Source organism: Microbacterium sp. Soil_C_42 (genome assembly GCF_057656735.1).
Map to the genome: position 1 here is coordinate 104,241 of NZ_JBDGJU010000011.1, position 11,951 is coordinate 116,191.

10 protein-coding genes and 3 tRNA genes are annotated in these 11,951 nt (G+C 70.9%); 5 read left to right on the forward strand and 8 right to left on the reverse strand.

All coding sequences use genetic code 11. The annotated features are described in order from the left end of the window. Positions 1-243: 243 nt before the first annotated feature. The gene (locus AC3A46_RS09275; protein ID WP_487664915.1) at positions 244-1,419 is read right to left on the reverse strand and encodes a polysaccharide deacetylase family protein; all 1,176 of its coding nucleotides are present in this window, start codon (positions 1,417-1,419) and stop codon (positions 244-246) included. A gap of 148 nt (positions 1,420-1,567) precedes the next feature. Between AC3A46_RS09275 and AC3A46_RS09280 the strand changes: the two genes are divergently transcribed. Further along, a complete protein-coding gene (locus AC3A46_RS09280; protein ID WP_487664916.1) occupies positions 1,568-1,933 on the forward strand; it encodes a hypothetical protein in 366 nt (121 codons plus the stop codon). A 97-nt stretch (positions 1,934-2,030) separates the two neighbouring features. Here the strand turns inward: AC3A46_RS09280 and AC3A46_RS09285 are convergent, their stop codons facing one another. Next, positions 2,031-3,830 (reverse strand): LVIVD repeat-containing protein, encoded by a 1,800-nt coding sequence (locus tag AC3A46_RS09285; protein WP_487664917.1) that lies wholly within the window; start codon positions 3,828-3,830, stop codon positions 2,031-2,033. A 181-nt stretch (positions 3,831-4,011) separates the two neighbouring features. Between AC3A46_RS09285 and AC3A46_RS09290 the strand changes: the two genes are divergently transcribed. Both AC3A46_RS09290 and AC3A46_RS09295 read left to right on the forward strand, forming a co-directional pair. Then, positions 4,012-4,668 (forward strand): DUF305 domain-containing protein, encoded by a 657-nt coding sequence (locus tag AC3A46_RS09290; RefSeq protein WP_487664918.1) that lies wholly within the window; start codon positions 4,012-4,014, stop codon positions 4,666-4,668. A 33-nt stretch (positions 4,669-4,701) separates the two neighbouring features. Continuing rightward, positions 4,702-5,217 carry a glycine cleavage system transcriptional repressor gene (locus tag AC3A46_RS09295; RefSeq protein WP_487664919.1) on the forward strand — a complete coding sequence of 172 codons (516 nt, stop codon included), beginning with the start codon at positions 4,702-4,704 and terminating at the stop codon, positions 5,215-5,217. Between the two features lie 9 nt (positions 5,218-5,226). Here AC3A46_RS09295 and AC3A46_RS09300 read toward each other — a convergent pair whose 3' ends face one another. Genes AC3A46_RS09300 through AC3A46_RS09310 form a run of 3 tightly spaced genes read right to left on the reverse strand, consistent with a single transcriptional unit; the run spans position 5,227 to position 9,697 of the window. Further along, positions 5,227-8,979, reverse strand: a complete 3,753-nt coding sequence (locus AC3A46_RS09300; protein ID WP_487664920.1) for an SCO7613 C-terminal domain-containing membrane protein — start codon at positions 8,977-8,979, stop codon at positions 5,227-5,229. After that, the gene (locus AC3A46_RS09305; RefSeq protein ID WP_056366551.1) at positions 8,976-9,221 is read right to left on the reverse strand and encodes a helix-turn-helix domain-containing protein; all 246 of its coding nucleotides are present in this window, start codon (positions 9,219-9,221) and stop codon (positions 8,976-8,978) included. Before AC3A46_RS09305 ends, AC3A46_RS09300 begins: the two co-directional genes overlap by 4 nt. Further along, positions 9,221-9,697, reverse strand: coding sequence for a DUF2975 domain-containing protein (locus tag AC3A46_RS09310; protein WP_487664921.1), 477 nt, complete (start codon positions 9,695-9,697; stop codon positions 9,221-9,223). The genes AC3A46_RS09305 and AC3A46_RS09310 overlap by 1 nt, the downstream gene beginning before the upstream one ends. A 148-nt stretch (positions 9,698-9,845) precedes the next feature. Between AC3A46_RS09310 and AC3A46_RS09315 the strand changes: the two genes are divergently transcribed. After that, positions 9,846-10,403: a dihydrofolate reductase family protein gene (locus AC3A46_RS09315; protein ID WP_487664922.1), complete on the forward strand. Its 558-nt coding sequence runs from the start codon at positions 9,846-9,848 to the stop codon at positions 10,401-10,403. A gap of 70 nt (positions 10,404-10,473) precedes the next feature. Here AC3A46_RS09315 and AC3A46_RS09320 read toward each other — a convergent pair. The 3 genes from AC3A46_RS09320 to AC3A46_RS09330 all read right to left on the reverse strand — a co-directional run bounded on the left by AC3A46_RS09320 (position 10,474) and on the right by AC3A46_RS09330 (position 10,790). Continuing rightward, a tRNA-Phe gene (locus tag AC3A46_RS09320) sits at positions 10,474-10,546 on the reverse strand. A 77-nt stretch (positions 10,547-10,623) separates the two neighbouring features. Next, a tRNA-Asp gene (locus tag AC3A46_RS09325) sits at positions 10,624-10,697 on the reverse strand. A 20-nt stretch (positions 10,698-10,717) separates the two neighbouring features. Further along, positions 10,718-10,790, reverse strand: a tRNA-Glu gene (locus AC3A46_RS09330). Positions 10,791-11,039: 249 nt separating this feature from the next. Here AC3A46_RS09330 and AC3A46_RS09335 point away from each other — a divergent pair. After that, positions 11,040-11,951, forward strand: a 912-nt coding sequence (locus AC3A46_RS09335) for a coiled-coil domain-containing protein (RefSeq protein WP_487664923.1), incomplete at its 3' end; no start/stop codon positions are given.

An 11,951-nucleotide genomic window follows, 5' to 3' on the forward strand; every position in this document is an offset into this window, starting at 1 on the left:
TGACGCGTCCTCAGCAGACATCAACTTCTCACTGGTCGGCGCGACGTCGTCGTCGGGTGCCGTCGTCGGCTGACCACTTCCCCAGTGCGCGACCCGGCCGGGTTGTCGGGTCTCAGGGATCCCCAGATCCCCTGCGCGTTGTCACTGTACGCCCGCTGGACCACGACCGGAAGAGTTTTCTTCGGAAAACTTGACACACCTTAAGGGAAACCGCTAATAGGTCTCAGGCGCGGTCGGCAGGCGTCATCCGATGAGGTCGACCAAGGCGTCCAGTCCCATGCCGTAATTGATGCGCACCGTCGGCAGAGCGAGCTTGTCGGTGCCGATCGTGACGTAGCCGGGCTCGATGGTGCGGGCCATCTCCCAGCCCGCCTGGCGCAGGCCGTCCTTCGCGGTGTCGTTGTGGTGCCCGAACGGGTAAGCCATGATCTCCTTGACCCCGAGAACGCCGTACGACGCCTCCATGTCGGCCACGATCTCGGGCGCCGAGAGGTTCGTGATGAGCCCGTCTCCGTTCGCGCCCGCGCGATGCATGTCGTGCGTGTGCGACCGTCGCAGCACGTAGGCGTTCGGGGGTGGGTCCTGCCGGTAAGCCGTGATCATGAACGAGGTGGTGAGCACCTTGTGGGTGGAGACGACCGGCGCTGCGAGGTCGAACCAGGTCTGGTCGGCGTCGTCGTCGGTGACGATCACCGAGTGGTTCGGCAGGAAGAGGCGCCCGTCGATGAAGGCCGACAGCTCGTCCCACGTGGGCAGATAGAAACCTGTCGTCGCGATGTGGTTCATGTGCGCGTCGAAGTCGCCGATGTAGGCGTAGTTGCCGCGCAGCCAGCCGCTTTCACCGCCGGGATTCGCGGTGAACTGGTGGTACATGAGGATCGGGATGCGGGCGTCCTCGGCCGCGTTCTGCTCGGGGCTCATCCACGCGCCGTGCAGCGTGACACGCTGGTCCGTGCAGACGACGGGTTCGGAGCCGTTCACGCGTCCGGGGATCGCGAACGCCGCGGCGTCCGCCGGCGTCGCATACCAGCCGGCGAACACGAACCCGTCGCGCGAAGGGATCGGCAGGCCGGCGTACAGCGCGCCCTGCGTCTGCAGCATGGGCGCGTCGGCGATGCCGTCGCCCGTGAAGCTCACCGCGCACGCCGCAGGGTCGGTGACGGACGCGAGCAGCTGCTCTTCGGGCGTCAGCGGGGTCGGGGTCGGGGTCGGGGTCGGGGTCGCCGCCGCGGTCGCGGTGGGAGCGGCATCCGTCCCCTGATCGTCGGCGCCTGCGCCTGCGCGTGCGAAGCCGATCGCCGCGGCCGTGCCGCCGATCACGGCGAGCAGCACGGCAGCGCCCGCGATGCCCGCGAACAGGCGCCGGCGACGCACCCGCGCCGACGGCCGTCGGGCGGGAGGTGTGCCGAAGGTGGCCATGAGACTCCCCGCGTCGGGACCGCGCATCCCCACGTGCGATCTCTGGAGGGGATGCTACCCGGATGCCGCGGCCACCTGCCCGACCGCGGCGCGGGTTGTGGATGATCAGCGTCGCCTTGCGGCGTCGGTGTCGCTACGCTCGTTTCCCATGCTGCCTGCGGACTGGATCGAGCACCGTCGCGCCGACGGCGAGATCCTGGGATGGATGCTCGCCTCGGGCGATGGTTTCCGCGTCTTCGACCTGCTCGGCCGCGACCGCACGCCCGAAGGCGTCGCGCGCCTCGAGTGGCTCGCCGCCGAGGAGCTGCTCGAAGAGCTCGGCATCGGCTACCTCGCCGACGGGTGGACCCTTCGCCTCCCGGACGGCACCGAGCGACCCGTGCGGATCGCCGAGGCGAGCGCCCGGGGCGTCACGGTGGTGGCGGACGAATTCGGCGCGGCATCCGCCGTCGGCGCCGATCCCGAGCGCTTCCTCCTGCCCTTCCCGGTCACCTCCGAGCTCGTCCCGCGCTGAGACTGCCGCCGCAGACGCGTCCGCCGAGCATCTGCGCGACGACCGGTGCCCGACGGTCCGAAGACCGCCGGGCACCGGCGCTGCGATCGGCGTCGTGTCAGCTGTACAGCGCCCTGAGTGCCGCGATCGACTCAGCCACGTCGGAGCCCGGCGCGGAACCCGACTTGCGAGCGGCGTTGTCGAGCTGCGCGGCGACCGCGCGGTTCGCGCTGCCGTCGCCCGAGAGCACCTCGGCCTCCGCCAGGTGCTTGCGCACCTGCTCGATCGCCTTCGGCGTCAGCGACCCGGCGCGCTCCGCCTGATCGACGTACGCCCCGACCACCGCGAAGCTCGGCGCATGTTCGAGCTTCGTCTGCAGCTGGGCGTTGAACTCGGCCTGCTGGATCTCTCCGGCGGCTTCGATCTCGTTGGCCGACATCCACGGGCTCGGCGTGAGGCCGAGGGTCTCGAAGCCGCGCGCGATCTCACTGCCGAGGACGTTGCCGTTGTACCAGTACGTCGACCAGTACCCGCCGAGGTTGAGGCCGGTCGGGGTGGGCGTGTTGATCGGGCCCCGGTCGAGATACGCGATCTCCTTCGGGTTCTTCGTGTCGGTGAAGTCGATCACCGACAGCCCGCCCTGGTACCAGGCCTGCACCATGACGTCACGACCGGGCACCGGCACGATCGAGCCGTTGTGGGCGACGCAGTTCTCCTGCGCGGTCTGCACCGCGGGCAGCTTGTAGTAGCTCGCGAACTGCAGCTTGCCGCCGACGATGTCGAACAGGGCGTCAGCACCCCACTCGGGCTTGTCCGTCGCGCGGCAGCGGGCCGACGTGCCGCCGCCCCACTCGTCGGTGAAGATCACCTTCGTGCCGTCGTTGTTGAACGTCGCGGAGTGCCAGTACGAGAAGTTCGGGTCGGAGACAGCGTCCAGTCGCACCGGATTCGCCGGGTCCTTGATGTCGAGCAGGATGCCGTTGCCCTGGCAGGCGCCGGCGGCCAGGCCGATCTCGGGGTACGCCGTGATGTCGTGGCACGTGTTCGTGTTCGGCAGCGGGCCGTACGGGGCGCCCGAGGGGTGCAAGGTGCCCGGGGGCGTGTTCTGCAATCCGTTGTAGGCGCCCGTCGCGGCGTCGGTGAAGATGCGCGGCTGGCTCACGACCTTTGCCGTCCCGGGCGCCGCGAGCGGCACCTTGATGACGTCGATGCGCCACTGCGCGGGGTTGCCCGTGGTCACCGGGCTCTGCGTGAGCGAGGCACTCTCGCACCCGGCGAGCTCGGCGGGTGGGCGGACACCCGACGTCCCTGAGTTGTAGATATAGATGTTCGCCGGGTCGTCGGGGTCGGTGACCAGGGTGTGCGTGTGCGATCCGCGGCACGTCTGCACACCGGGCAGCTGCACCGGGTGGTCGATGTCGCTGATGTCGAAGATGCGCACGCCGCGGAACCGCTCGGGGTTCACGCTTCCTGGGGCGCCCTGCGTGCCGCAGTCGATGCGGCCGCGCGTCTCCTCGACCGACATGAACAACAGGTTCCCGTAGACCGATACGTCGCCCTGACCGCCGGGGCACACGTACGAACCGCGCAGCGTGGGGGCCGCGGGATCCGAGATGTCGTAGACCTGGAAGCCGTTGAAGTTGCCGACGATGGCGTTGTCGCCGGTGAAGGCGAGATCGGAGTTCACGAAGCCGAAGTTGCCCGGAGGGGCGTCGAACGGCGCGACGCGCTCGAGGCTCTCGAGCAGCTCGATGTTGCTCGCGGCGTACGGCGAGTCGATGTAGCCGGGAGGCAGCCCTTCGCGGGGGTCCCCCTCGGCGGAGGCGGCGGTGGCGGTCAGCACCGAAGCGCCGAGCAGGAGGACTCCTGCTGCGGCGAGCGTGCGCCTGCGCCATCGCGCGGATCGGGAGTTCTTCATCGGACGTGCCCCTCTCACTGCGCTGGAAACAATCGCCTCCGGCAGGCGCCCGCACACGACTGCGTGCACGAACGTGGCCCTGGGGGAGGCCGATGCTCGGAATCTATCGGTTCTCTCCGTCTCCTGGCTAGGATCGATTCGGGCACTTCGGGCCCCGCCATCGGTGTCGGAGGAGCGTTCTGTGACCCCAGTCGTCGCTCGGATGAGCGTTGTGCTCGTCATCGCGCTCGCACTCACCGGGTGCACAGCGACGCCGCCCCCGCCTCGCCCGACCTCGACAGCCCCCGTCGTGCAGCTGGGCGCTCCCGGTGAGGAGGGCCGCACGCTCGCGCCGGGCGAGCAGCTCGAGGTGACGCCGGCGGTGCACACCCAGACCGACGTGGTCTTCGTCCGCGACATGCTGCACCACCACGCACAGGCGCTCGAGATGACGGGTCGCGTCGAGGACCGCACCTCTGACCGCGACATCCGTCTCCTCGCGGAGCGCATGCGGATCAGCCAGGAAGACGAGATGGTCCAGCTCGAGACGTGGCTTCAGAACCGCGGCGAGCCGGTGAGGGATCCGGATGCTGGGCACGACGAGCACACGCTCATGCCCGGGATGCTGACCCCCCAGCAGATGGAAGCGCTCGCGGCCGCCGAGGGGGAGGACTTCGACACGCTGTTCCTGCAGTCGATGATCCAGCACCACCAGGGTGCCCTCGTGATGATCGCGGAGCTCTTCGGCAGCGCCGACGGTGCGGAGGCGGAGCTCGCGCAGCTCGCCAACCACTTCGACTCCGATCAGCGCATCGAGATCTCGCGCATGACGTCCATGCTCGCCGAGCGATCCGACTGAACCCGCCGGCGCCCGGTGGGTACGCTGTGAGCCATGACGATCCTCGTGCTCACGCTTGTCGGAGGCGATCGAGCCGGTCTCGTCGCGGCCGTCGCCGATGTGGTCGACCGCCACGGCGGCAACTGGGAGAACAGCCAGCTCGCCGAGCTGTCGGGGGTGTTCGCCGGCGTCGTGGAGGTCTCGGTCGTCCCGGCGCGCGCGGACGAGCTCCGTGAGTCCCTGTCGGTGCTCGACGGGCTGCTGTCCGTCACGGTCAGCACCGGCTCCGAGCCCTCCGCGGAGGCTGCCGCCATGCGCCCGCTCACCCTCCAGGTGATCGGCAACGACCATCCGGGCATCGTCAAGGAGATGACGACGGTCCTGCGCTCCCACGACATCAGCATCGACCGCATGACCACCGAGACGCGGGAGGCGGCCATGTACGGCGGCCGGCTGTTCGAGGCGACGGTGACGGCGCGGATCCCGGCATCCGTCGATCTCGCCGCCCTCACCCGGGAGCTCGAGCGGCTCGCGACCGAGATACAGGTCGACGTCACCTTCGAGTCCTGAGCCGCGCGGTCAGGCGAGGTCGCGGAGCCGCGCCGCGAGTCCGGTGCCGTCGCCGGCTCTGCGTTCGTAGCCGATGGCGATGATGAGCAGCACCGCCCCCACCACCGACAGCGTGATCCACCACGGCATCGCCTCGATGCCCCGGCCGATCTGCACCATGAACGCCAGCACGTTCTCGACAGGCAGCACGACGATCCCGATGAGAAAGGGTGCGGCGAGGCGCCGGGTGGCGCCCACCAGGATCGCGACCAGGGCGATCGCCATCACGAGGATCGCGCGCCACGTGCGCGGGTCGGTGTAGGTCGCCGCGACCGACGCGCTCAGCATCGTCACGAGCCCGGGCGCGAGCAGCGGCCACGACCCCGTCCAGCCGGCGGGCCACGCCTCGAACGACCTCCTGGGCGCGAACGGTGCGGGCCTTCGCAGCGCGAGCGCCCCGGCCGCGAGGAGGAAGAGCCCGAGCGGCAGCGAGAACCACTCGACGCGCAGGTCGCGAGGACTCCACGCGACCACCGCGGTCGCGAACGACACCGCGAACAGGAACCACACCGGGGGCAGTGCGGTCGGCGCGCGCAGGCCGCGCGCGGCGACGGCCACCATGAGAGTGAGCAGCGCCAGCAGCAGCGCCCACATCGTCCAGATGACGGACCAGTCCCGCTCGATCGCCGGCCACGCCGCGACCCCGACGATCAGCACGGCGGGGGCGCCGAGCCAGCGCGTCCGGGAGAGCAGCGTCCCCGGTGTCGCCCCGACGTGCAGCGATCGTGCGGCGCTCGCCGCCGCGCCGGCGCCGACGAGTCCGAACGCGAGCGCCGCGACGATGAGCGGATCCGTGGGCGCGGCATCCAGCCCCATGCCCCACCGCACCCCCTGCACCGCAGCGGCCGCGGCCGCGGTGATCGCGACCACGAGCGTCGGCGCGCTGAGCAGCCGCAGGCGGCGCACGCGGGGCGCGGACGCGCGGGACACGATGACGGATGCTGCCACCAGCGTCCACGCCGCGCCCACCAGCGCAGAGGCCCGGGCGGGAGAGCCGGCGTCGATCGCGAGCGCGGGCATCGCCGCATCCGTGCCGTCCAGCGTGAGCGCGATCAGCACGGGGACCACCGCGCCGGCCAGGCCGACGGAGTACAGCCCGACGGCCGGACGCCCGCGCGCGGTCAGCCAGGCCGCGACGATCGCGATGCCCAGGGCGGGGGGCAGCAGGTACGGCTCGAGGCCCGTGACGCCGAGGATGCCCCATGCGCTCCACAGAGCACCCGTGAACGCCGTGCCGGCGAGCGGCCACGCGTAGCGGCGCGGCGAGAAGAGTGCGGTCGCGACGAACCCGATGCCCAGGATCACGAGCACGAGCAGCGTGGTCGGCAGCCCCGCCGATGTGCGAACGAGGGAGAGTCCGACGGCGATCACGGCAGTGAGGAGAGCGGATGCCTCGACCGCGAGCCCTGCAGCCCGCACGTGTGCCGCCGGCAGGCGTCGCGAAAGTGCGCCGGCGAGGAGGTCCGCCGACGCCAGCACGCCGGCGACGATAGCCGCGATGACGGGGAGCACGATCGGCGAGCCGCTCATCGGCAGCAGCTGCGCGCCGAGGCACACCGCGACCACCGCGACGGCGGGCACCAGGGTCGCCGCGGCGAGCGTGCGCACGACGATGCCGAGCCCCGGTCGTGTCGTCGTGACGAGTGTCAGGGCGAGGCAGAAGATCACCGCGGTCGACAAGGCGGTCCAGCCGCTGCGCTCGACCACGACCTGCAGCACGCCGATGGCGAAGGGCAGGGCCGTCACGCCGAGCACGGCGTACCACTCGCGCGACCGGACCCGGCGGGCGAACGTGACCGCGATGGCGACGACGCCTGCGGCGCAGGTGGTGAGGCAGACCACCACGAGCGGGTCGGCGCCCGCACGGGCGAGCGCCGTCGCGAGCACCACCAGCGCGTAGGCGAAGCCGACTCCCACGTGCACGAAGCGCGCCGCGCGCGGCACCGTGAGCGCGAGCACGCCGAGGGCCGCGACGACGGCAGCGCCCGCCCACACCGTGAGGTCGTCATCGCGCCACGACAGCACCGCGGCGAAGGCGACGGCCGCGTGCGCACCCACCACGAGCGGCAGGCGGACCGCGGCCGAGGCATCCCGCAGCCGTGTCGTCGAGACGGCGCCGGCCACGACCGCCGCGACGAGCCCGATCGCGACGCGCGCCCACACCTCCAGGTCCGGCAGCGCGAGCACCGTGAGGAACGCGAGCACCGCGTACCACGCGCCGAGGAATCCGAGCCATCGGGTCCCGCTGGCCGGCGGCGTCCAGGATTCGATCGGTCCGGGCTCGAGAACGGGGGTGCGGGGCGCATCGGCCGCACCGGCGAGTGGGACGCCGTGCGGGGTCGTGATCGCCGCGAACGACGCGAGCGACAGGGCCAGCGCCGCCAGGCCCACCGTGAGTGCGAGTCCGGTCGCCGACGGCAGCACGGTGCTCGGGCCGCCGATCACGCCCGCCAGCGTCAGGAAGGCCGTGAGCGTCGGGATCACGGCGACGGCCGCGACGATCGCGACGGCTCCGGCGAAGAACGCACCGCGCGCGACCACGCGATGCAAGGGGCTGAGCGCGCCCGCGATGACGAGCCCGAGTCCGGCGGCGACGGGGATCGCCGCGAGCCAGTTGCCGAGGCCCGCCGTGGCGAGCGGCACCACCGACGCGGCGGCCACGATCGCCGCACCGGCGACACCGCTCCACAGCGCTCCTGCGAGGTGCCGGGCGGAAGCGGCGGCGAGGGCGGCGATCGCGACCAGGGTCGCGCTGGCGAGGTACGCGGGGGAGACGCCGGTGGAGGCATCCGTTCCCCATACCGTCGCGAGCGCGGCGGCCACGAAGCCGGACTGGACGACGGTGAGGGTCACGGTCTCCGCGGTCAGCGGGCGCCCGAAGCCGCTCGACCCGCGGGACGCGAAGGCGACCAGCGCGCTCGCCGCGGCTGCCGAGGCCAGGCAGCCGGCCGTCGCCGCGAGTGCCGAGGGAGTCGCGAGGCCGAGCATCAGGGGGACGAACGCCAGGGCCACGAGGCCGCTCCACAGCCACGCGCGGATGCCGGCTCGCGGGCCGAGCCCGGCGAGGGCGCCACCGGCGACCAGCGTCGTCAGAGCGGTGAAGACCCATCCGTCCAGGCCGGACGGAAGCAGCGCGAGCGTCGTCGCGATGGTCAGGGCGAGGAAGACCACGCCGAGGGCGCCGATCGCCTCGGCGGAGAAGCGCAGTCCGCGGCGCGCGAGGAAGGCCGATCCGCCCAGGAACGCGGCTGCGATGGCTCCGACGATCGCCGCGCGCGCCAGCGGGTCGGCGAGGTCGGGGTTGAAGAACGTGAACACCACGGCCGCCACCGCGACGAGCCCCGCTCCCGCGACCGCGAGCACGGACTGCACGGTCGCGGAGGGGACCGCCGGGGGAGCGGGTGTCGCCGATGGAGACGGAGCCGGAGGGCGGTGGGCGACGACCGGTTCGGCAACGGCAGCGCCGCTCGGCGCCTCCAGCGGGACGATCGGCACGCGCTCGAGCACGAGCTGTCGTGCCGTGAGCGCGTCGACGGCATCCTGCGACGCCGCCCACAGATCGCGGCCGATCGCGCCGCGGAAGTCGGCGCCACAGGCCGGGCAGCGCCGCTCGGCGACGATGCCCGAGCCGCATACCGGGCAGCGCACGACGTCGAGGAGCTCGGCGATCGCCGTCGAGCTCCACGCCGGCGCCGGCCTGCCATGCGCGGTCGTCGCGGTCATGCCTCGCCCTCCGCCGCGGCGATCGCCGCCGGATGGTCGTCGGGCACCCACTCGAGGATGTCGCCGGGCTGACACTCGAGCACCCGGCAGATCGCGTCGAGCGTCGTGAAGCGCACGGCCTTCGCGCGCCCGTTCTTCAGCACCGAGACGTTCGCGGGGGTGATGTCGATCGCGGCGGCGAAGTCGGTGACCGACATCTTCTTCTTCGCCAGCTGCACGTCGAGATTGATGATGATCGGCATCACACCACCTCCGAGAGGTCGTGCTCGAGCTGCGAGGCCTTCCGCAGCAGACCCCGCAGCACCACGATCAACAGCGACAGCCCGGCGCCGACCACGACGCCGAGCAGCAGCAGCAGCGTGATGGACGGCGTCATGAACCCCGTGAGGCTCAGTGCGATGAGCGCGACGAGCACCAGGAACGTCGCGAAAGCGACCGCGGCCAGACTGACGTCGACATCGGGGAACGCGCTCTCGCTGAAGATGCTGTCTTCGCGGACGAGCGACAGCAGACGCCACACGCACACGAGCACCACCTGCACGCACAGGAGGAAGAGAATGCCGACGACCGCGCCCGGGATCTCGAAGTACGCGATCTCTGAGTAGCGCACCGCCGACTGGGCGGCGACGGCCGGGACCACGAGCACCTGGCAGCACAGCAGCAGCGCGAGCAGCGCCGCGATGAGGACTTTCAGGACGACGATCGTGGTGCGCTGCATGCGAGTCTGCCTATCGATAAACGGTATGAACCTATCGAGAAACAATAGCCTTCGCTGTTGCCCCCACCGCAAGTGGTCGTGGCTGACCATTCGCTGGCAACGCGAAGGCGCTGGCCCGTGAGCGCCGCGCCGGGTAGCCTGCCGACGCATGGGCTCGCTCGTCTACTTCAACTCCGCCTCGCTCGACGGCTACATCGCCGGGCCGGACGGCCGCTGGGACTGGGCCACGCCCGACGCCGAGGTGCACTCGTTCGTCAACGACCTGATGGCGCCCGCGCACACCCACCTCTACGGGCGTCGCGTCTACGAGGTCATGAAGGTCTGGGAGGACTTCCGGCTCGACGACCTTTCGCCGGCCGAGCGCGAGTTCGCGCTGCAGTGGCGCGACGTCGAGAAGGTCGTCTACTCCGCGACCCTCGATGCTGTGACGACCCGCCGTACCGAGCTGCGCACCACCTTCGACCCAGATGACGTGAGACGGATGACGGATGCCTCAGCCACCCCGATCGCGATCGGCGGCGGTCGGCTCGCCTCCGTTGCGGCGCGCGCCGGCATCCTCGATGAGGTGCACACCGTGATCGCGCCCGCGGTCGTCGGGGGCGGCACCCGCTTCCTCGACGAAGGCCTGCGTCTCGACCTGGAACTCATCGACGAGCGCCGCTTCGCGAAGGGGTCCGTGTACCTCGCATACCGCGTCAGGCGCTGAAGAAAGACGAAACCCCCACGATGTAGAAGCTACGCGGGGGTTCCTGGGGTGACTGTAACGATCACCCTTGTGGCTCCGACCGGCATCGATCCGGTGACCTTTCGATTTTCAGTCGAACGCTCTACCAACTGAGCTACAGAGCCGCACGGCATCTCTCATACAAGACCTGCCGCGTCCTAGACGAAAGGCCCTCTTCGAAAAAAGGGCCCGTCGCTTGGAGCGACCCTGACGGGACTTGAACCCGCGACCTCCGCCGTGACAGGGCGGCACGCTAACCAACTGCGCTACAGGGCCATGCGTATTTAATTGTGGAGTGACCCCAACGGGATTCGAACCCGTGCTACCGCCGTGAAAGGGCGGCGTCCTAGGCCGCTAAACGATGGGGCCGGGTGAACCTTTGGGGCTCACTGCCGAGGACCAAGCATACGTAACTCCTCACGAAAACGCGAATCGAGCGCGCGCCGCCCTTGTGCAACGCGTTCGCGAGGCGCACACTGACCGGGTGACCGCTTCCCGAGGCGGCGGTCGCCGTGCACCTCTGGGGGGTTGCACATGTTACTGATGTTGCTAGTGTGAAACGAGTTGACGCCGTGAGGGAGGGATCCGGTGCAGCCCGAAAACGTCACTGATCAGGCCGTGTCCGACGACGCCTCCGTGGACTGCGGGTGCGCGCCGACTGCCCGCGAGCAGCGGCGGCTCTGGCCTTCGATGAATCGGCGCACCGCGCTCGGGCTCGGAATCCTCGGTGTCGCCGCGATCGGCGCTGCGGGCGGAACGCTCGGCCCGCTCGTCGCCCCGGCGTTCGCCGCCGACTACCCGTCGTGGGACGACGTCGTCGCCGCGAAGAACAACGAGGCCGCCAAGGCCGCCGAGATCACCAGGATCCAGCAGCTCATCGCCGGGCTCGAAGCCGATGTCGCCGCGAAGCAGCAGGTCGCGCAGCAGATGGCCGACGAGTTCTATGTGGCGCAGCAGGCGTACTTCGACGCCGCGCTGCGCGCCGACCAGCTGCAGCAGCAGGCCGACGAACAGGCCGCCGCCGCGATCGACGCCGCGAACAAGGCCGGACGCGTCGCGGCGCAGCTGTACCGCAACGGCGGTGACGACACGTCGCTCGAGCTGTTCTTCGCGGGATCGGCCGCCGGCGCCGACGATCTGCTGGCGCGCCTGGGCACGATGGACAAGCTCGTCCAGCGCAACCAGGACGTGTACGCGCAGGCCGTCACCGCCCGCGACTCGGCGCAGAGCCTGAGCGACCAGGCGGGTGTGCAGCGCGCGGAGCGCGACCGGCTGCAGAAGGTCGCCGAAGAGAAGATGGTCGCCGCACAGAAGGCCGCCGACGAGGCGCAAGCCGCCCTCGACGCGCAGAACGCCAAGCGCGGCGAACTCGAGGCGCAGCTGGCGGCCCTGCAGGACGCGACGGCGAAGACCGTCGCCGACTATCAGGAGGGCGAGCGCGTCCGCGCCGCGGCGGCTGCCGCGGCCGCTGCGGCGGCGGCTGCCGCGGCGAAGGCAGAGGCCGACCGCCTCGCCCAGCAGAACCAGCAG

Coding starts and splice junctions, on each gene's coding strand:
- AC3A46_RS09275 (WP_487664915.1), bottom strand. CDS start 1,419: ATGGCCACCTTCGGCACACCTCCCGCCCGACGGCCGTCGGCGCGGGTG.
- AC3A46_RS09280 (WP_487664916.1), top strand. CDS start 1,568: ATGCTGCCTGCGGACTGGATCGAGCACCGTCGCGCCGACGGCGAGATC.
- AC3A46_RS09285 (WP_487664917.1), bottom strand. CDS start 3,830: ATGAAGAACTCCCGATCCGCGCGATGGCGCAGGCGCACGCTCGCCGCA.
- AC3A46_RS09295 (WP_487664919.1), top strand. CDS start 4,702: ATGACGATCCTCGTGCTCACGCTTGTCGGAGGCGATCGAGCCGGTCTC.
- AC3A46_RS09300 (WP_487664920.1), bottom strand. CDS start 8,979: ATGACCGCGACGACCGCGCATGGCAGGCCGGCGCCGGCGTGGAGCTCG.
- AC3A46_RS09305 (WP_056366551.1), bottom strand. CDS start 9,221: ATGCCGATCATCATCAATCTCGACGTGCAGCTGGCGAAGAAGAAGATG.
- AC3A46_RS09310 (WP_487664921.1), bottom strand. CDS start 9,697: ATGCAGCGCACCACGATCGTCGTCCTGAAAGTCCTCATCGCGGCGCTG.
- AC3A46_RS09315 (WP_487664922.1), top strand. CDS start 9,846: ATGGGCTCGCTCGTCTACTTCAACTCCGCCTCGCTCGACGGCTACATC.